The following is a 20,349-nucleotide window of genomic DNA, read 5'->3' on the forward strand; positions in this document are numbered from 1 at the left end:
GCGCTGTGGCACAATCTTTGTCGCCTGTTATTTTAAATTTCAACGGGTTTACTGGTATTTCGATGAGAACGAAATCCAATGAAGAACAGGCTTATGCTATTTTTTTCTTATTCTTTTTACTAGGGACACTCGCGCCAATTCGTTATCATGCCGCCCTGCGTTTGATTAACTCGCGCGCTCCAAGCGCGCCCGAGCCAGGGATAACACTATGCTGTGGTTTAAGAATTTGATGGTTTACCGTTTGAGCCGGGAAGTTTCGCTGTCTGCGGATGAAATGGAGAAACAGTTAAGCGCCCTAAGTTTTACGCCGTGTGGCAGTCAGGATATGGCGAAAACCGGTTGGGTATCACCGATGGGTTCACGTAGCGATACGTTAACTCATACGGTTAATGGCCAAATCGTGATTTGTGCCCGCAAAGAAGAAAAGATCCTACCGTCACCGGTGATTAAGCAAGAGTTGCAGGCAAAAATTGAACGCCTTGAAGGTGAACAACATCGCAAACTGAAAAAAACTGAAAAAGACGCATTGAAAGATGAAGTGCTGCACAGTTTATTGCCGCGTGCATTCAGTCGCTTTAATCAAACCTATCTGTGGATTGATACCGTCAATGACCTGATTATGGTCGATGCCGCCAGTGCTAAACGGGCTGAAGATACGCTAGCATTGCTGCGTAAGAGTGTCGGTTCACTGCCCGTTGTCCCGCTGACCTTAGAAAATCCTATCGAACTGACATTGACCGAGTGGGTGCGTAGCAAAGAGCTGCCTGCTGGCTTTGCGCTGATGGATGAAGCCGAATTAAAAGCGATTCTGGAAGATGGTGGCGTGATCCGCTGCAAAAAACAGGATCTCTTCAGTGATGAAATTGCAGTACATATTGAAGCGGGTAAGCTGGTTACCAAATTAGCACTGGACTGGCAAGAACGCGTTCAGTTGGTGCTGTCTGACGATGGATCGCTCAAGCGCCTTAAATTTGCTGACACCCTGCGCGAGCAAAATGATGATATTGATCGGGAAGATTTTGCCCAGCGTTTTGATGCCGATTTTATCCTGATGACCAGTGAGTTGGCCGCCTTGATTAATAATCTGATTGAAGCATTGGGTGGCGAAGCTCAACGCTAATTTAAGCGCAAAAAAACAACATCGCCCTGTCATGATGAGAGGGCGAAATTTTCACTCATACCGAATCATTTAGATAAATATTTACACAAATATGATGATGCTTCCGCAACTTGCAGAGTAAATTCACTGTTCGCCGGAACATAAAATTTTCACCTGGTGTAAATATTTGCCAATCTGGCGAGCCAGGAATGAGCGCTTTTAAGCTACCGGTAATCACCGTCATCTCTTCCGGTTTCGCTGTACTGAAATTGTACTCGCCCTTTTCCATCACCCCAACGCTAACTGGCCCAATACTGTCACTGTTAAAACCAATAGATTTCACTTTTCCGGTAAAATACTCATTAAATTTCAGCATAGTTTTGCACCCGCGTCTTAATCAAGATTGAGCTTTCATATTAGAGTCACTATAAATGTTCTGTCACTGATTATTATGACGAAATGGGATCATAATCGGGATCGTTGCCAAAGTAGCGGATAAAACGCACGATTTGGCAGCGGATAGTGCTTTTCCCAGCGAATAAAACAGATTGTTGCGATAAAAATGGCATGACCTAAACACCTTCACAACACAGACGAAGGCTCATTGACAGAAACAGAAAGTGGGTTTAAAGGTTACGTAGAATGTATAGTGCCAGTGACGCTTCAAAAAGTATGATCATTATTGACCAGAATGCTGGCATAAAATTAGTGTGTTGATGGATAAATAACTTGAAATTTTTCATCGGCCCGCCTTGAATGGCCCTGCCTTAAACGGCATTGGATGAACGCAAAGGATTTACGTTAGAATGATTACGTGGATGATAATTGTACTCCCCGCATAATTATCAGGCAATCAGATGGGCCGACTATTTACGTCACAGATAAGTTGAATTACAAATAAGTCATATTACAAATCGAACTTACAATCCTCCGGCTATTTCACTACAAAACTACTTCACCGTTTCATTGGCCAAAACTTGCAAAATTAGCTCGATAACATGCTTTGGTGGCAGAGTCGCATCCAATACATGGTGGGCTGCTTCCTGATATAATGCTTCCCGGCTAGCCAATACGTCTCGTATTTCATCAACAATGGGTTTACCGGTCAGGCTTGGCCGCTGAGCATCTTCTGGTTCTTCAGTTAACCGTTCAACCAGCACATTGGCTGATGCACGCAGATAAAGAACCAACCCATGATTACGCATAAATGTACGATTTTCACGAGCCAACACCGCGCCACCACCAGTAGCAACCACCGTTTTAGGCGCTGTTACGGTCTGCAATGCCATACTTTCACGCAGACGAAAACCGTCCCATCCCTCGCGAGCAACCACGTCGGCAACCGTCATTTGCAAACTTTGCTGCATAAACGAATCCGTATCTATAAACCGATATCCCAACGCCTGTGCCAACGCTTTCCCTATCGTTGTCTTACCCGCACCACGCGCACCTACCATGAAGATAGTTTGTGTCATTACTTGAACGTCCTTTCTCATCAACTTCTGAGGATAAATTCTCAGCATCAAAAAACCGACCATTATGTTGACCGGCTAAATACAGCGCCACGCTGTAGAGGTAAATCATACCGATAATTAAGAGTAGTGCAAACTTTACGGACATGTAAAAATTACGATACACCCTCAACTGTAGTGTTATTCTACAACCTGACAGGGGACTGAGATCCATATCAGGTTGATAATATAATCAGAAATCGACACTGGCCCGCAAAATAAATTACCGAGGCTCTCCTACAGCCACCCGCAGATTACCACCACTTGATAGGTAATAGGTTTTATCAAACAGGTTTTTCACATTGAGCGGCCATTTCACCCAATAATGATTAACCGGCAATGAGTAAGAAATGAAGGTATCAGCGGCGGTATAATCATCTAAGGTAAAACTATTGGCAACATCCCCACCTCGCCGCCCGAAGTAACGCGCCCCTGCGCCAATCCGTAGGTTATCGCCACTCTGCCAGCCGGTAAAGCCAAGCGTCTGAGTCAAATAGCGAAGCACGGTTACGGGCAACATTAGCCATCTGATTGGCTTTGTTCTCGGGATCTTCGCTAACACGCGCATCAATATAAGCATAAGTGGCAATCGCACTCAGATTGCCCGTCAGTTGCCCGGAGACATCTACCTCAACCCCCTGTGAACGCACGCGCCCTGCGGTACGGGTGACCGCCTCACCATCCACCAACTCATTGACCATGACATTGCGTTTGGCGATATCAAATAGCGCCAGCGTCCCCGTCGCCCTATCGGGTCATTCCACTTTACTGCTCACTTTCCATGATTGCCCCTGCTCTGGTGGCAATGAGTCTATTTGGGTTGCGATAGATGAATTGGATTTGAAGGATTCACTGTAACTGCCGTACCACGAGATTTCCGGTGTCAGTTTATAAACCACGCCGGTACGCGGAATCAATTTGCTGTCTGAACTGTCGGTATTGGTGACTAAAGGCCGCCCTTTACCGGCGAAAATATCAAAATGATCGTAACGTAAACCTGCCAGTGCACCCCATTTATCGGTCAACTCAATCGAGTCCTGCATAAACCAGCCATAACTTTTAAGGTTTTCACGCTGATCACTGTCTTTGGCACTAACTGCGGTTGGAGGCGGCATCAAACCATATATCGGATGATAGATATTAAAGTTCGAGTTCTTTTTGCCCCGAACCATGTCACCGCGATAAGTTCGATTATCTTCAAAATCAAAACCCACCAATATCTGATGACCGACGCCGACTAAACCAAGATCACCCATTAATGTCAACTGCACCGCCTGCGCCCAACTCACAGCATAGCGGTGACGTCAGCCTGACGGCTTACACTGGATTGAGCGCTAAAGCGCGTGTCTGCACTGAATGCACGCCGTCCCGTTAAGAGCGATGCTAAACAGACAAAAATCAGTAGACCTTGAAAATATTGCATACATTTCACATAATCATAAATAAGTCGCGTGTGATAATGATTGTTATTTTCAATTGTATTGTGTAGGGAGTTGCGCTGAGAGCACGAAACTTCAGGGAGGCTTTCTCAATTCGCTCGTTGACGAATAATATTGGTTTTACGCCCGATAATCCTCTGGCAAACCAGAGGTTATGGCACTGCTAATCAGCAAAGGCTGACAAGGAATAATGTTAACGAGGCTGGCAAATATAGACCAGTGCTGGGGGGAAATTACGCACAACGCGAATTCTCTTCCAGGTAAAATAACGGGAGAGTAACGGTTCAGAAAGATGGCTATATTGAAAGAGGACTAGCACCCCATTGTTTGCACGTAAACGCTGTTGAGCCTGTTGTAATATTCTGATACTGACCTTGGTTGGAATCGATAACAGCGGTAAACAGCAAAATACAGCGTCATAATCCTGATCCAGTGCTTCAGCAGAACGGCCAACCACCTGTAAACGCAGATCTTTAATTTGATGCAGTGCATGAACAAAATGGGGTTGAATCTCATAAGCCTGCAAACGTGAGTTAGTCGACATATGCGATAAAATACGCTTAGTCAGTACCCCATCCGCAGCCCCTAATTCGGCAATATTGAGATTCTGTGTCCAATTAACCTGATTCAACATCGCCTGGCATAACCAAGGCGATGAGGGGGCTAATGTACCCACGGTGCGGGGTGAGGCAATAAAGCGCTGTAAATAGGAAAACTGACTTTTAAAATTACGCCGGACAGTGTTTAACATAGCCTCTCCTCGGAAAACCGAATGGACTACAATAACACCTTATATTTCTTAAGTTCTCATTAAGATTGCTCTAAAAATTGATTATTTCCATCAAAAAAATAATGGCTTCAATGCGAATGAAAAAATGAAATGAACAAGCCCATTGTTAACGAGGATACTTTGCTGTCACTAACAGGCTTGTGGTATGAATGAAAAAGAATCTATGTGATAGACGAACCATATAAAATATATTTATATACTAATACTGTATCTAAATATTTCGTTATTTAGCTCTTGTCATAACAATTAACGATAAATCTCGGCGCTGGCAATGTACCTACTGGAATCACCTGGATTACTCATGCCGATAATCCGATAGTAACCAGCACCACTCGCCATCGCTTTAGCATCCAGAGCTGACTCAACATCCATCGGTGAACCACTAATATTAGACAGCGAAATCACCCCCATGCTTTGCAGCTTAGCGGCTTGAGTTGAATTAACTTCTTGTGCAGCCATAGTGGTAAATGAAGCGGTAGCAATAAGCGTTGCTGCGATGACAGGTAATAGTTTCATAATATGCTCCAACTGACAGGTTATCTGTAACATCTTGTAGGCGTCAATTATGGGTGCAGCAATGCAAGGAGACGTAATGCAGTGTAAAGAAGTTCAATCATTGTGAGGGGAGTAAGGAGAAAACACATGAATTTGTGTCAAATCCTACCGCTATCATAAAATAAAAAATGAACAACACTGAATGCAGGCGTCAGTATATTATCATCGGCACCTGTTTTTAGAAATAATTAGTCTCTTTTTGCAACAATCATTATTATATCGCTGGTAAATGAGCCATCTACCCGAATTTCATAATGTCGAATAACACTCTCTGACGCCAATTTTTGCAACTCACGAATAGCCGTAGCAAAGTGCAGTGGTGTGCGCATTCGGGCAATCCAGCTACTGTACTCCAAAAACAGTCGATCTGACGTGACCTCATTTATGACTAACCCGGCATCAGTAAACAGTGACAGCCATTCACCAGGTGAATAATTCCTCACATGCGAGGTGTCACGTAATACCTCCACCGTTTGCAAATAGATATCCAGCACCGGGTTACCAGGAGACGCTACATCCATAAAAATAACGTTCCCTCCGGGTCGTAACACCCGTTTGACTTCGCGTAATGCCAAGCCAACATCATGCCAGTGGTGAGCGGAATAACGGCTGATCACAATATCAAAACTGTTATCAGCAAAAGGTAATGATTCTGCAAGCCCTTGCTGCACATTAATATTAGTCAGTTTTTTATCTGCCGCGGCCTGGCTCACCACCTGTAACATTTGTGCCGAAAGGTCATAAGCAACGACTTCTTTCACCACCGCAGCGGCGGTAAAACTGGCATGTCCTGCACCACACCCCAGATCCAGTAAACGGGCATCACCATGAGGTTGCAATAGTGCCATCAGGCGCTGTAAATCATTACCTTGAGCATGGACCGCACTGGTCAGATAGGCATTAGCTTGATCGCCAAATTGCCGCTCCACTGCATCTTTATGGCTATTTTTTACTGTCATTATGACCCTGCCTATGGTTTAACTGTTTAAGTTAGCGAGTATCAGACATTAATCAATGTAAACTCTGAGACAAAATTACTATATCCTAAATAATGAGAAGGGTAAGTAGGCCACAACATCACAATAGCGCGGTTTTATTAAGGTAAATATGATGACAACGCTCAGAGCAATGCGTACTGAGGAACTCTATGATTATCGGAATCTCTTTATAACTGAGTATGCGCAAGATTTATCATCCAACAGTGGTTATAGTGCCGAGCAAGCACTGACTTATGCAGCACAGCTCTTTGATGGTTATCTGCCTGAGGGCGTTAATAGCATCGGCGATTATCTGTATTGCATCCAGAATAAAGATAAGATGAGTGATGATGACCAACGGGTAGGTTATTTATGGTATAGCTTAGGTAAGGATGATACTGCGGCCTTTATTAAAGACTTCTACGTGTTGCCCGCTTATCAACGCAAGGGCTATGGTTCGGCATGTATGCAGGCACTGGAACAATTGCTCATTGCTCAGGGCATATTTGAGATAAAACTAAGAGTGGCGGCAGATAACCCACAAGCAAAACGATTATATGAACAGATGGCTTTTGTAGTGACGGGATTTAATATGTCCAAATCGCTGAAATCCAAATAGCCACGACAACCCTCTTATTACGGGTAATGGCAATATTCATAGGACGCTCACAGAACTGCAAACGAGAAAATAAAGCCTGACAACCGGACGAACAGTGATTCAAGCGTGATACCCGCTGTTCCTCTGATCAGTCAGCCTAAGACAAAGTTGAATGGAAATTAAAGCGTTTTATCCTCATCCATCTGTTGCAATTTATTTTTGTACGACTTCACTTTCTGGCGTTTCTTCATCCAAATAGAAAATGATACGACGAAAATTCCGCCTGCCAGGGTTAATACTCCTAATTCATGCTGATAAAACAGCATAATAACGAAATAGAGAGCAGAAATAATTGCTACCCATTTAGCCGAATGACCAATAGAGCTTTTTTCGTCAGTCAAACGGCGGATACTCTCTTCTTCACTGATCCCCATACTTAATCCTCCTTGTTGGCGAAACTTTATCTTCTCAATTCTCTTGGTTAATTGTCTCTATAATATTGGGGCAGTTGCATGATAATTCAACATATTTTTTAGCTTTATTTTATACAGTCGGGATAACTCTGATTGACTATCCCGACCAAGCCGATACGTACTACAAAGTAATAATCAATTCATACTCACCGCCATCCAGCGCTACCCGTAACTCATTGGGTTGAGATGGAATAACGGAGCCATTCAGTGTGACGGCGCTAATCCCCTGCCCTCGTTCAGCAGGGCTTTCGACGCGAATAACATAGCGGGTGTTCTCCAGATTAACCGTCGCCTCAAAACCAGGCCAACTGGCGGGAATACAAGGATTAAGTACCAGTTCTTTTCCCTCACGGCGAATACCCAGAATGCCTTCAATCCCCGCACGATGCATCCAGCCAGCAGAGCCGGTATACCAAGTCCAGCCGCCGCGCCCGACATGAGGTGCCACCGAATATACATCGGCGGCAACCACATACGGCTCAACTTTGTAACGCGCGATTCCTGTTGCGGTATTACCATGATTGACCGGATTGAGTAATGCAAACAGCCGGTGGGCTTTATCTCCCTCCCCCAACGCCGCAAACGCTAAAATCGCCCACATAGCCGCATGACTATATTGCCCACCGTTCTCCCTTAATCCCGGTGGATACCCTTTGATATAACCCGGATCATCCTGCGTTTTATCAAAAGGTGGGGTGAACAGTAATGCTAAACCATCATCAGGGCGAATCAGATACTGCTCCAGCGAGGCCATCGCCTGCGCTCTTCGTTGCGAATCTGCACCACCGGATAGCACAGCCCATGACTGTGCTATCGAGTCAATCTGACATTCATCGCTGGCTTTAGAACCCAACCAAGTGCCGTTATCAAAGGTTGCACGACGATACCATTCACCATCCCATGCCTCACGTTCCAGCGCGGCAATGACTGCCGTGAGGTGATCTTGCCATAGCTTAGCGCGACGGGGTTCACGTTCAACCGCCAGTGGGATAAACATTTTCAGCGTTTTCACCAACAACCAGCCCAGCCAAACACTTTCTCCTTTCCCCTCCTCACCGACCCGATTCATGCCATCATTCCAGTCGCCGGTGCCCATAAGTGGTAAGCCAAGTTCGCCGGTCAGTTCGATACATTGATCCAACCCTTTGACGCAGTGCTCAAACAACGAAGCACTCTCCTCTGCCACCAGCGGTTGGAAGAAAGCATCATGCTCGCCCGGATGCAATATCGGCCCTTCAAGGAAGGGCACTATTTCATCCAACACCCCAGCATCACCGCTGGTAAGAATGTAAGTTGCGGTGGCGAAAGCGAGCCAAACCCGATCATCAGAAATACGCGTTCGCACCCCTTGCCCGGAATGGGGGAGCCACCAGTGCTGAACGTCGCCTTCGACAAACTGCCGTCCAGCAGCACGCAACAGATGATGGCGGGTAGTATCAGGCTGGGCAAAGGTCAGTGCCATACCATCTTGTAATTGATCACGAAAACCATATGCGCCACTGGCCTGATAGAACGCAGATCGCGCCCAAACACGACATGCCAGCGTCTGGTAGAGCAGCCAACCATTGAGCATGATATCCATCTGCCGATCCGGTGTTTTCACCTGAAGGGTTTCCAATAGATTACGCCAGTAATCGGTGACCTCCGTCAGGACGGCATCTAAATCTGCATCGCGATAGCGCGTAATGAGATCCTGTGCTTTCATGACAGTCGCGCACTGACCGATAAACCACACCACCTCGCGCTGCTCGCCCGCCGCCAGTTCTACCGTCAGTTGTAATGCACTGCACGGATCAAACCCGGCTCCCGTCACCCCAGATAGCGGCGTCTTACTCAACAGTGCGGCTGGGCCGCTGGTGTTACCATAATGGCCGAGAAATTCACTACGATCCGCCGTCCAGTGACTTTGCTGACCATTTAAATCGGCAAACGAGACTCTACCGGGGAAAGCGGTGCTCCACGGATTACGGGCCAGCATCGCACCTGTTGAATCATCCATCTCAGTGATAATAAACGGCCCCGTAGCACCACGGGAGCTGGCCAGAACCCACTCCGCATAGGCCGTAACGGAGATTCTCCGCGGTTTATCCGACATATTGTGCAACGTCAGGCGAGATATCTTGATGGGATCAGCCAGCGGTACATATTGCAACAGCGATAAACCAATACCGTTGGCCTGATGTTCAAACCGGCTGTAGCCGTGACCGTGGCGGGCAATATACGTACCGCCATCACGAATCGGCTGCGCAGTAGCCCCCCACAGTTGGCCTGACTCTTCATCACGCAGATATAAACATTCACCACAAGGATCAATGACCGGATCGTTAAACCACGGAGTTATCTGATTTTCGCGACTATTTTCAGCCCAACTATAACCGCAGCCTTCGGCTGAAACCTGAAAACCAAAGGTCTGATTAGAAATAACATTTATCCACGGTGCCGGGGTATTCTCTCCGTCATTCAGGTAAGTCACATACTCCCGTCCATGCAGACCAAAACCCCCCAGCCCATTAAAGAACTCCAGATCATCCGGTAGGGGTAACAACGTTGCGGCTGAGGTATTGGCCGATTTAGCCAAGGTAAACGGCATTTTTCGATCGGGTGCCAGCGCCTTTTTATCCTGCGCCAATCGCCGTTTATCCGCGCTGAAGAGTCGCTTATCTGTGGCGAACCGTTTTTTGTCCGACCGAACTACTTTTTTATCCAGCGTGAACAACAGGTGATTAAGCTGATTGGCTAACCGGCCATAGCGGGCAGAAAGCACCACGCGCGCGACCGATTGCAACAAGGCGCGGGTATCGGCACTCATTAAATCGGCGCGCAAGGCATAAGCCGAACCTTGCCTTAGTTCATCCCCCATACGTGGCCGCGACTGGCTACTGCGTACCGCCGTTTCAATGGCAATTTGTAAATCCTGTACATAAGAGGATGCCCGCTCATTGATGATAACCAGATCAACCGCCAGACGCTTCATGCCCCAGTATTCATGCGCGCGCAGTAGCTGCCGCACCTGCTCGATATCTTCAATATCATCAATACGTATTAAAACGATAGGCAGGTCGCCAGAGATTGATTGCGCCCATAGCTCGGACTGAACACCAGCACCACGTATAATCGTTGCCGAAGGCGAACGGAAGCGGGAGTCGGCATACAAGATAGGGGCGGCCAGTTGTTGAAAATCGGCCGCTTCATCGGCTTTAATTTCCAGATGGCGCAATTGCACCTGTGCCTGTGTCCACGCCAGTGTTTTGGCCCGATCATAAGCACTGCGATCGCGGTGTTTATCCACCATATCCAGCAACGCTTCTTTTGATGATGCAATCAGCGTCCAGAAAGAAACCGTCACCGTCTTTCCGGCCGGAACCAACAGGCTTTGGCGCAGCGCGAATATCGGGTCTAACACCGTGCCAACAGTATTAGATAAGTCCTTTCCTACCTGCATGGCAGCAGATGTTGCCACCCGGTTACCACGGCCAATAAATTTGGCGCGATCTGATTCATATTGCAATTCACGCACCGCCAGGCCTTCAGCCACGCAGAAATGCGCCGCCCAGATTTCAGGCTCCTGCGCTGTCCGTGGACGGCGGGTCGCAATTAATGCGCCCAGCTCGGGTAGAAACTCCGTGACCACAAACATTTTGGCAAATGCCGGATGAGCGTTGTCGGTTGATGGTGCGGTGAGTACCACCTCAGCATACGAGGTCAGTTCAATCTCACGGGCGCGGCGACCGGTGTTGAGCAATGAGATGCGCCGCACTTCACCATCATCTTCGCTGGATATCAGCACATTCATGGTACTGGTTAAGGTACCGTCGCGGCAGATAAATTCAGCATGATCCTCACCAAAGACAACCTCACGATGCGCATTCTCACTGGCCGCTAATTGCGATCCCGCAGACCAGCTACGGCCACTGCGTAAATCGCGTAAGAAAATAAATGAGCCGTAATCATCACAAGTCACATCCTCCTGCCAACGGGTCACCGCCACATCTAACCAGCGGCTATAACCCGCGCCAGCAGAGGTCAACATCACGGCATAGCGGCCATTGGAGAGCAGATGGGTAATCGGTGCCACGGCAACCGGCGATGACAGGCGACGTAGCGTCGGTAGAGCACTGTCAGCGACCGTGGAAAGCAGGACTTCTTCAGTGCGTGGATAGCTAATGGCGACGTTGCGCGGCATCCGTTCCTGCAACAACAATTCGCAGGCTTGAATCATCGGTTCATGATGAAAGCGATTACGCATCCGCCCCTGATGCAACGTGTTGGCAATAGCCACAATGGTCATGCCCTGATGATGTGCCATATAATTACGCACAATCACCATCTGCTCATTTTCCGGCAAACGTGAACGGGTAAAATCAAGAGCCTCATAAAAGCCATAACGCCCCAATGCGCCCATTTCGGCAAGCCGCTCATAATTTCTTAGTGCGCCATGCGGATCAATCATCGTTGCCAACCCAGTGGCATAAGGTGCAATCACGGTATTTTCTGACAACCCGCGCTTCAGCCCCAAGCCTGGTACACCAAAGTTAGAATATTGGTAGGTAAACTCGATATCACGCGCACTGTATGCTGACTCAGAGATCCCCCACGGGATATTTAAACTACGCCCATAAGCCTGTTGGCGCTCAACAACTAACTGGTTGGTTTGCTCCAGTAAACTGCCCGCCGGTGCACGCATTACCAGTGACGGCATCAAATATTCAAACATCGAGCCAGACCATGAAATCAAGGCTGCGCCGTGGCCAATCGGTGTGGCAGCCCGCCCTAAGCGAAACCAATGGCGGGTCGGGACATCACCTTTGGCAATAGCAAATAAGCTGGCAAGACGGGCCTCGGAAGCCAGTAAGTCGTAACAGCTCGGATCGAGGCTGTTATCCACCAGTGAATAACCGATGGACAACAGCTTGCGTTCAGCATCAAGCAGGAAAGCGAAATCCATTGCCAACGCCATATGACGCGATTCAGCAGCCAGTTTCAGCAATCGGTTATTGACCTGCTCTTGTATCTCTTGAGTCAGTTGCTGGTCATATTCATGTTCAGCCGCAGCCAGATTCAACGCCTCAATCCAATAGCTCAGATCAATAAATGCGTTATCTTCAATCGAACGGGCAACGCCATGTACCATCGCTGATGCCTTGACCAGTAGCGGCTTTAGCGTCAGTGGCAGCATTTCTGCATCACTCACACTTTTTAAATCCATGCGTATTTGTTCCAATACCGCCCAGAGTTTGCGCTTAAAATCTTTATCTCCGGCAGGTAAGTGTCGAAATGCCTCCTCGGCCAACAACAGGTTATCCATCAACCCGTTTGCGCCATTGGCAGCCAGGGGTTGTGTCACCCACTCCTCGCAGGTATTGGCCAGCACAATTAAATGACCGGCGAGATTTCCACTGTCAACGGATGAAACATAAGCCGGTTCCAGCGCACGCAGGTCTTGTGTGTCATACCAGTTAAAGAAATGCCCTCTGAAACGAGCCAGTTTATTCATTGCCTCAACGGTGGCTTCGAGCCGCACCAATGTACGATAGGTGCCAGCCCAGCCAAAATCACGTGCAGCCACGGTCGAGAGAATGTAAAGCCCAATATTGGTAGGCGATGTGCGGTGCGCCACCACCGGTTTTGGATCTTCCTGAAAGTTGTCCGGTGGCAACAGGTTTTCGCCAGGAGTCACAAAAGTTTCGAAGAAACGCCAGGTGCGGCGGGCAATCAGACGTAACTCAGGAATATCGTCCTCCGTCATTGAGTTACGTCGTGCAACCTGACGGGAACGACTGACCCAGAGTGCAATTGCCGGGGCAAATAACCACAATGCTGCAAACGGCAGAATCAGCGGCCACGCGGTAGGAGAACCCCTTAAAGCGATGGCCGCCATCAGTAAACCAAAGAGTGTACCACCGGCCATATGACGATAAAAACCAGCTAATCCGGGGCGCGGTTTACCCGCAGATTGGGCTGCGGTGGTCCATTCCAGCAAATGGCGATGCGTGATAAACAGGCGAATCAGTGTGCGGCCAATCGCATCTGCCATCTGCCAGGCATGATCGGCTAAAAAAACCACGGAAAGCAGCGTTTGGTTGCCTGCCCGTTTAACGTCATCCAATAAGGCACGCAGATGGTTGCTAAGGCGAATATTCGGGGCAGGCCATAAAGAACACAACACGGGCAAGAAGAAGGGGATTGCTATCAACAAGATAACCAGCAACACCCCACACCACGCAACGGGCATAGGTAACAACCAACTGATCCCCAGCAAAAGCAGTATTAGGGGAGCAATCAATGAACGCCGCAAGTTATCGACCATTTTCCAGCGGCCCAGCAGCGGAACCGCTTTACTGTCTTTGGTGCTGCTGACCACCCAACGGAGTAACTGCCAATCGCCACGGGTCCAACGATGCTGGCGTTTGGTCACAACATCGTAACGGGCTGGCGACTCTTCAACCACTTCGATATCAGAGGCTAAACCCGCACGAGCAAATATGCCCTCAAACAGGTCGTGGCTGAGTAGGGTATTTTCCGGCACCCTACCGGCCATTGACGCTTCAAATGCATCGACATCATAGATCCCTTTGCCGGTATAAGAGCCTTCGCCAAACATATCCTGATAAACATCTGAAACGGCGGCAGCGTAAGGGTCCATACCACCTGGGCCTGAGAATACCCGTTGATACCGCGACCCTCCCTTCCCCGTCGGTAGCGCCAGTGTGACTCGGGGCTGAAGAATGCCATAACCATCAATAACCCGTTGTTTATCTGCGCTAAAACGTGGCTGGTTGAGCGGATGTGCCATTTTACCGATCAGGCGAATAACCGCATCTCGCGCAAGACGAGTATCGGCATCTAACGTGATGACATAGCGCACATCAGCAGGCACCTGTGGCTCACCGGCGGCGGTGGCAATAAACGAGGTGTCTGTCGCCCCGCGCAACAAGCGATTTAACTCATGCAACTTCCCTCGCTTGCGTTCCCACCCCATCCAGCGATTTTCGCTCTCATTAAACATACGCTGGCGGTATAACAACAGAAAACGCGGGCCTGCTGAACCGGAACCATATCGTTGATTCAGTGCTGAAATAGCCTCTGCGGCAATCTCCAGCAACAGGCTATCACTCGGTAATACTTGTTGATCGGCATCAACGCCATCTAACAGTAACGCAAAGGTCAACGAGCCACCCGCGCCGGATAAATGATGAACCTCTAGCTGCTCGATTTGCTCCAGTAATTCGGTTTTTCCGGTGAGTAACGTAGGGACTACCACTAATGTGCGCAGCTCTTCCGGTACACCCTGGGTTAACTCCAGCCCCGGTAAAATCGTGGCGCCAAAGCTCCATGTGATAACCCGGTTAACCCATGCGGTGGCCACTTCGGTCGCAGGTAAGAACCCTATCACGGCAAATAAGATCCACCAGCCCATCGCCAGACCGGGGAAGGAGAGCAGCCACAAAGCCAATGCCAGTAAAGCGCTGGTCACCAGTAGAATAGCGCCGATATAGCCGCCAATTCCCAGCCGAACACTCAAACGGCTGAACCATAAACGGGCTGAAGGGCTGAATCTGAGCTGGTTTTCTAATTCACGCCTTCCGGCACCAATTAGGTGGTAGCCGGGATCACGACAGCGCTCAACATTTTCCGCAGTAACAGTTGCTGCGGCCTGCTGCGCCGCCTGCAAAGCATATTCAGTCACCTCCAGCTCAGTGAACGTTGAGCCACGGCATAGTTGCTCAATGGCGCTGCGATATAAATTACGGGTTTGAAAATCCATACGGGCGAAAGTGCCCTGCTGCCGCAGACATGCATCCACCAAACTGACACTCTCGAACAAATCAGCCCAGTCAATATCAGAGATCACACGCATACTGGTGATGACATTTCGCACCGAAACATTAGATGCCCCCTGGCGTAATTGCGCCTGTTGCACCACCTCACTGACGGTCACGCCCTGTAACTTCAGCCGATCCTCCAGCCACCCGAGCGCCGGTGTGGTACTGGGGTCTTGATCCCGCAGACTTTTCGCCAGATGGGAAGCAAACGGCACAGAAAGCGGCTCACTGGAATGCATAACGTCGTCAGGTTTCAACGCTAACGGATTGCCGCCAGCACTCAGTAAACGAGCCGCTAATGCTTCGGCATCCATACGCGCTTTACGGCCCAGCATTATCTGATCCGCTAATCGGCGCAAATTTTCGATAAGCACGATACGCAGAGTAATCGCCACCGCCCACAGTTCACCTATCGTCAGCGGTTGAACACGCTGATAAGCCATGATGAAGCGACACAAAACTTCAGGATCAAGATGGCTGTCGGTATGTGCCACAAATGCCCAGGTAATGCCAAATACCCGTGGGTAACCGGCAAATGGCCCGTCTGCCAGTTTCGGTAACTGACGGTAATAGCCCGGTGGCAAGTCATCACGGATCTCGCGAATTTGCTCTTCAACCAGATGATAATTATCCAACAGCCACTCAGCGGCGGGAACAACCGTCCGCCCCCTTTCTAACTCTGTGGCACTGGCCCGATATGCCGTCAATAATCTATCGGCGTTATTACTCAGCCGTGTATGTAAGGTAGATACTTTGGGTGGCTGGGCCGTGACTGACTGTGCTCTGGCAAGGCTTTCGGCGTGCTGCTCTAACCGTTCGACACTGAACAGCTCTTCTCTTACCGGAGCAGAATCGTGCCAGGGTGCCGCACTCTTGCGCGGTCCGAGGATAGCCTGTAGCAATGATTTCATAGATAACCTTTCTGGTCGGGTTGCTCAAACAGTCTTAGGGCAATCTGCATAACAAAAAGTCAGGGATAGCGTGAGAAAAGCGCATCCAGATGAGCCTCAGGTATGTTTCCTGAGCCGTGCGAGCCGCGTGACATTGAACAGAAAACACCCTAGTAGGCTGAATGCTGCCAAAGTGCAGAATGAAGGTGAAAAGCAAAAGCCTGATACGCCAAAGCGTTCAGTCAAAAATGAGGCGAGTAAAGGCTGACAATACGCAATAAGCATACGACAGCAAAAAAGCTGAATAATATTAAATATAGCCTAAAAGAGAAATTATGGATCAGGGCGCGAGATGAGAGAGATAAATCAGAAGGTTGCAGCAGCAGCTAGCATAGAAAATAAATACCTGTTACCTGGTCATATGACACCGACCGCAGGTATTCACCCCATACTTTCAGTGACTCAGTATCTTACTGAAATTTTCGCGCTTTGGCCGTTTGCTGTTTTTCCAGTTCAAAAATAGCACGTTGTAACCCTTTTTCCTGAATAGGACTTAAGCGAGGGAATTTAAAACTCAAACGTTGCACGGTGAGGGTTTCACCTTTGTTATTTACCACGTGTTTATCAATGGCTCGGATAAATTGCAGATCCACTTTAAAAATACCAAAACCACATAAATCTACCGAAACATCACACAGAATACTGCACCCCTGGAGTGGGAACTCACTGCCTTTCGCGGCATACAACCCCATGCCTCCCAGAGAGATATCAGCCAGTGTATAAGAGAACTTACTGCCATCAGCAAATTTCCCAGTGCAATAATACGCAGGCCATTGCGGTATATTGACGCGGAAATATTCCCGCCGCTGAATGAAATAGAGCTGATCCGGAATCGCCGTGCTAAAAGCAGGCAATGATAAATATTGAATATCTTTCAGTGCATTACAAATAAACTCAATTTTGGCACCGGTAGGTTCGGCAATGATGGTGAGCTGTTGTGCTGCCAACGCTAATATGTTTTCATGTTCCACACTGCCAAAATCAAAAATAAATTGATTAGCCTCAGGCAGCACATCCAGAATACGGCTAATAAACTGCCCGCGAGCATGGACGACCATCACTGCCGTATCATTCTTCTTTAAATCGCGAAGAATTGCACAGATAGCTAATTTATTCGTTTTAACAAAGTTCTCTTTAGACGTTTCGCTCATCTGCCAATCCCCATCTTTAATTTATCGCTCTGGCAAGCCAGATTATTATCAAAATGAACAGAAATAGTAACGGTGTTATCGGCAGGTGAAGGCATAACTTTAACGATTTGTTTTTGGATGTGTTAATTCAGGATAGTTTACTGGAGCAGCAACAGGGTTGTGGAACATTTATTATCAGCAAAAATCTCAAGCATGATAATAATTATCTAAACAGTTCTACCAAGGTATCAGAATTTAAAACCATGCGAGCACCACAGGCGATTGCCAGTCAATCAAATATCACCTCTAACGATAAGACTTATTATCTCAATCAATTACATGATGCCGACAAACACTTTTACCCGTCATCCCAGCCCGAATATTAGATATAAAGCGATACCGGCAGGTGCCGAATATCGCTTTACTGAATTGCATCGGTTCAAAATAAATTAGCTACGGACTAAATCATCGCCATAGCCAATCCATTTATAGGTTGTCAGCGCCTCTAATCCCATCGGGCCACGGGCATGGAGTTTTTGCGTACTCACGGCAACTTCCGCTCCCAAACCGAACTGACCGCCATCGGTGAAACGAGTGCTTGCATTAACATAAACTGCTGATGAATCAACTGCTCGCACAAAATGTTCAGCGCTACTCAGGGAGCGGGTCAGGATGGCATCCGAATGGCTGGTGCCGTGTTCGCGAATATGATCGATCGCAGCATCGATGTCAGCCACGATAGTGACATTCAGATCCAGTGATAACCATTCATCATCGTAATTCGCCGCATCGACGGCCACGACCTGCGCTTTACTCTCTGCCAGATAAGGCATTGCCTGTGGGCTGGCATGTAATGTCACCCCGAACGCATACATTCTGGCACTCAATAGCGGCAAGAACTGCTCGGCAATTGCCTGATGAACCAGCAATGTTTCCAGCGAATTACAGGCACTTGGCCGTTGGATCTTGGCGTTTTCAATCACCAATAGCGCTTTTTCAAAATCAGCACTGTCATCGACAAAGGTATGGCAAACACCAATCCCACCGGTGATAACCGGAATAGTCGATTGCTCGCGGCACAACCGATGCAAACCAGCCCCACCACGCGGAATCAACATATCCACATAACGATCCATACGTAGCAACTCATTCACCAACTCACGATCCGGGCTTTCGATGGCCTGGACCGCTGCCGCAGGCAGACCACACTGTTCCAGCGCCCGCTGAATCACTTTGACTGTCGCCTGATTGGTGTGGTGAGTCTCTTTACCGCCACGTAAAATGACCGCATTACCGGTCTTCAAACATAAGCTAGCGACATCAATCGTAACATTGGGGCGAGCTTCATAAATAACACCAATCACCCCCAGCGGGACGCGGCGGCGCTCTAGTTTCAAGCCACTGTCCAGCAAGCTGCCATCAATAACACGGCCCACAGGGTCATTCAGGCGACATACCTGACGCACATCATTGGCAATAGCGGCTAAACGCGGAGCCGTCAATAACAGTCGATCAAGCAGTGCTTCGCTCATACCCGCCGCGCGCGCCACCATCATATCTTGTTCGTTGGCCTGTAAAATGGCATCACTTTCAGACTCCAGCAGGTTCGCTATTACTGCCAGAGCCTGATTTTTCTTGGCCGTGCTCAATACGGCTAATTGCCAGGAAGCCTGTTTTGCAGCTTTCCCCATCTGTTCCAGGATGCTCATACTTGCTCCTTAGCTGACAATCATATCGTCACGATGAACCGCCACCGGGCCATATTCGTACCCGAGAATTTCGCTGATTTGTTGCGAGTGGTGCCCCGCCAACATGCGCAGCGCATCGCTGTTATAGCGTGACACGCCGTGGGCCAAATCGCGCCCATCAAGATTACGAATTCTAATCACCTCGCCACGCGAGAAATCGCCTTTTACGCTGCGAATACCTTTCGGCAGCAGTGAACTGCCACGCGCCATAATTGCGTCTACTGCACCATCATCTACCGTGATTTCACCCGCCGGTGGCGCACCGAAGATCCAGCGTTTGCGGGTTTCCAGCGGTGTTTCCAGCGCGTGGAATCGAGTGCCGACTGGCGTGCCGTCAATCACATCAGCAATCACACCCACCTGGCTGCCCGCCGCGATCACCACATCAATACCCGCACGGCACGCAACGTCAGCCGCTTGCAGCTTGGTCGCCATACCGCCGGTGCCCAGGCCAGAGACGCTATCGCCGGCAATGGCGCGCAAAGTATCATCAATGCCATGCACTTCACGAATTAATTCAGCTTGCGGATTGTTGCGAGGATCGGCGGTGTATAACCCAGCCTGATCAGTCAACAACAGCAGCTTATCGGCACTGGCGAGGATCGCTGCAAGCGCAGAGAGATTATCGTTATCGCCCACTTTGATTTCGGCAGTGGCAACAGCATCATTCTCATTGATAACCGGCACTATGCGGTTATCCAGTAAAGCATTCATGGTATCGCGGGCATTCAAAAAGCGCTCACGATCTTCTAAATCGGCGCGAGTCAGCAACATCTGACCGATATGGATACCATAGATGGAAAACAGTTGTTCCCAGAGCTGAATTAACCGGCTCTGCCCGACTGCGGCAAGCAGTTGCTTGGATGCAATGGTGGCGGGGAGTTCGGGATAGCCCAGATGCTCACGCCCGGCGGCAATCGCCCCGGAGGTAACAATAACGATACGATGACCTTTTGCGTGTTGCTGGGCGCACTGGCGCACCAATTCAACAATATGGGCACGATTAAGACGACGGGAACCGCCTGTCAGAACACTCGTCCCCAATTTCACAACCAATGTCTGGCTGCCACTCATAATTTTTCTGCCGTTGGGATGAAGAATAAAAGAAAGGGTATAGGGGTCTTTTTAGCAGGTGGGCGACGTTATGCCAAGCACTTTGCAGATCAGCGTCTTAATTGGCATTGCAGGTTGGATATACCCGTCATATTTCAAGCTGCATATGCGTTGGCTGCTTTCGTTCACCCGAATCACTTACC

The 20,349-nt window shown here is 48.7% G+C and carries 11 protein-coding genes and 2 pseudogenes; 2 read left to right on the plus strand and 11 right to left on the minus strand.

The window, feature by feature from the left end; all coding sequences use genetic code 11:
* Positions 1-208: 208 nt before the first annotated feature.
* Positions 209-1,120, plus strand: coding sequence for a recombination-associated protein RdgC (gene rdgC, locus YALDO0001_RS15360; RefSeq protein WP_004704443.1), 912 nt, complete (start codon positions 209-211; stop codon positions 1,118-1,120).
* A 65-nt stretch (positions 1,121-1,185) separates the two neighbouring features.
* On the opposite strand, the pseudogene ppnP reads toward rdgC, so the two are convergent.
* The 6 genes and pseudogenes from ppnP to YALDO0001_RS15390 all read right to left on the minus strand — a co-directional run bounded on the left by ppnP (position 1,186) and on the right by YALDO0001_RS15390 (position 6,353).
* Positions 1,186-1,475 (minus strand): annotated as a pseudogene (gene ppnP / locus YALDO0001_RS15365) (pyrimidine/purine nucleoside phosphorylase).
* 574 nt (positions 1,476-2,049) lie between these two features.
* Positions 2,050-2,574 carry a shikimate kinase AroL gene (gene aroL / locus YALDO0001_RS15370; RefSeq protein ID WP_042840228.1) on the minus strand — a complete coding sequence of 175 codons (525 nt, stop codon included), beginning with the start codon at positions 2,572-2,574 and terminating at the stop codon, positions 2,050-2,052.
* Positions 2,575-2,833: 259 nt separating this feature from the next.
* Positions 2,834-3,931, minus strand: a pseudogene (locus YALDO0001_RS15375) (TonB-dependent siderophore receptor); the annotation flags it as partial.
* 311 nt (positions 3,932-4,242) lie between these two features.
* Positions 4,243-4,800, minus strand: a complete 558-nt coding sequence (locus YALDO0001_RS15380; protein WP_004704450.1) for a class I SAM-dependent methyltransferase — start codon at positions 4,798-4,800, stop codon at positions 4,243-4,245.
* Between the two features lie 285 nt (positions 4,801-5,085).
* On the minus strand, positions 5,086-5,355 hold the full coding sequence (locus tag YALDO0001_RS15385) for a YdgH/BhsA/McbA-like domain containing protein (protein ID WP_042840229.1): 270 nt from the start codon (positions 5,353-5,355) through the stop codon (positions 5,086-5,088).
* Positions 5,356-5,582: 227 nt separating this feature from the next.
* A complete protein-coding gene (locus YALDO0001_RS15390; RefSeq protein WP_004704452.1) occupies positions 5,583-6,353 on the minus strand; it encodes a class I SAM-dependent methyltransferase in 771 nt (256 codons plus the stop codon).
* A 151-nt stretch (positions 6,354-6,504) separates the two neighbouring features.
* Here YALDO0001_RS15390 and YALDO0001_RS15395 point away from each other — a divergent pair, with 151 nt between their 5' ends.
* Entirely contained in the window at positions 6,505-6,990 is a 486-nt protein-coding gene (locus YALDO0001_RS15395) for a GNAT family N-acetyltransferase (protein ID WP_042840230.1), read from the plus strand.
* 158 nt (positions 6,991-7,148) lie between these two features.
* Here the strand turns inward: YALDO0001_RS15395 and YALDO0001_RS15400 are convergent, their stop codons facing one another.
* The 5 genes from YALDO0001_RS15400 to proB all read right to left on the minus strand — a co-directional run bounded on the left by YALDO0001_RS15400 (position 7,149) and on the right by proB (position 20,167).
* Complete coding sequence (locus YALDO0001_RS15400) at positions 7,149-7,403, minus strand: hypothetical protein (protein WP_004704454.1); 255 nt, start codon at positions 7,401-7,403, stop codon at positions 7,149-7,151.
* Positions 7,404-7,563: 160 nt separating this feature from the next.
* Positions 7,564-16,176, minus strand: coding sequence for a GH36-type glycosyl hydrolase domain-containing protein (locus YALDO0001_RS15405; protein WP_004704455.1), 8,613 nt, complete (start codon positions 16,174-16,176; stop codon positions 7,564-7,566).
* 449 nt (positions 16,177-16,625) lie between these two features.
* Positions 16,626-17,366: a flagellar brake protein gene (locus tag YALDO0001_RS15410; RefSeq protein WP_004704457.1), complete on the minus strand. Its 741-nt coding sequence runs from the start codon at positions 17,364-17,366 to the stop codon at positions 16,626-16,628.
* A 428-nt stretch (positions 17,367-17,794) separates the two neighbouring features.
* Positions 17,795-19,048, minus strand: coding sequence for a glutamate-5-semialdehyde dehydrogenase (gene proA, locus YALDO0001_RS15420; protein ID WP_042840234.1), 1,254 nt, complete (start codon positions 19,046-19,048; stop codon positions 17,795-17,797).
* Positions 19,049-19,063: 15 nt separating this feature from the next.
* On the minus strand, positions 19,064-20,167 hold the full coding sequence (gene proB, locus YALDO0001_RS15425) for a glutamate 5-kinase (protein ID WP_004704460.1): 1,104 nt from the start codon (positions 20,165-20,167) through the stop codon (positions 19,064-19,066).
* Positions 20,168-20,349 lie beyond the last annotated feature (182 nt).

The sequence above is a fragment of the Yersinia aldovae ATCC 35236 genome, assembly GCF_000173735.1.
Lineage (GTDB): Bacteria > Pseudomonadota > Gammaproteobacteria > Enterobacterales > Enterobacteriaceae > Yersinia > Yersinia aldovae.

Bases quoted from the DNA above. Each gene is read 5' to 3' on its own strand.
- rdgC (WP_004704443.1), top strand. From the start codon at position 209: ATGCTGTGGTTTAAGAATTTGATGGTTTACCGTTTGAGCCGGGAAGTT.
- aroL (WP_042840228.1), bottom strand. From the start codon at position 2,574: ATGACACAAACTATCTTCATGGTAGGTGCGCGTGGTGCGGGTAAGACA.
- YALDO0001_RS15380 (WP_004704450.1), bottom strand. From the start codon at position 4,800: ATGTTAAACACTGTCCGGCGTAATTTTAAAAGTCAGTTTTCCTATTTA.
- YALDO0001_RS15385 (WP_042840229.1), bottom strand. From the start codon at position 5,355: ATGAAACTATTACCTGTCATCGCAGCAACGCTTATTGCTACCGCTTCA.
- YALDO0001_RS15390 (WP_004704452.1), bottom strand. From the start codon at position 6,353: ATGACAGTAAAAAATAGCCATAAAGATGCAGTGGAGCGGCAATTTGGC.
- YALDO0001_RS15395 (WP_042840230.1), top strand. From the start codon at position 6,505: ATGACAACGCTCAGAGCAATGCGTACTGAGGAACTCTATGATTATCGG.
- YALDO0001_RS15400 (WP_004704454.1), bottom strand. From the start codon at position 7,403: ATGGGGATCAGTGAAGAAGAGAGTATCCGCCGTTTGACTGACGAAAAA.
- YALDO0001_RS15405 (WP_004704455.1), bottom strand. From the start codon at position 16,176: ATGAAATCATTGCTACAGGCTATCCTCGGACCGCGCAAGAGTGCGGCA.
- YALDO0001_RS15410 (WP_004704457.1), bottom strand. From the start codon at position 17,366: ATGAGCGAAACGTCTAAAGAGAACTTTGTTAAAACGAATAAATTAGCT.
- proB (WP_004704460.1), bottom strand. From the start codon at position 20,167: ATGAGTGGCAGCCAGACATTGGTTGTGAAATTGGGGACGAGTGTTCTG.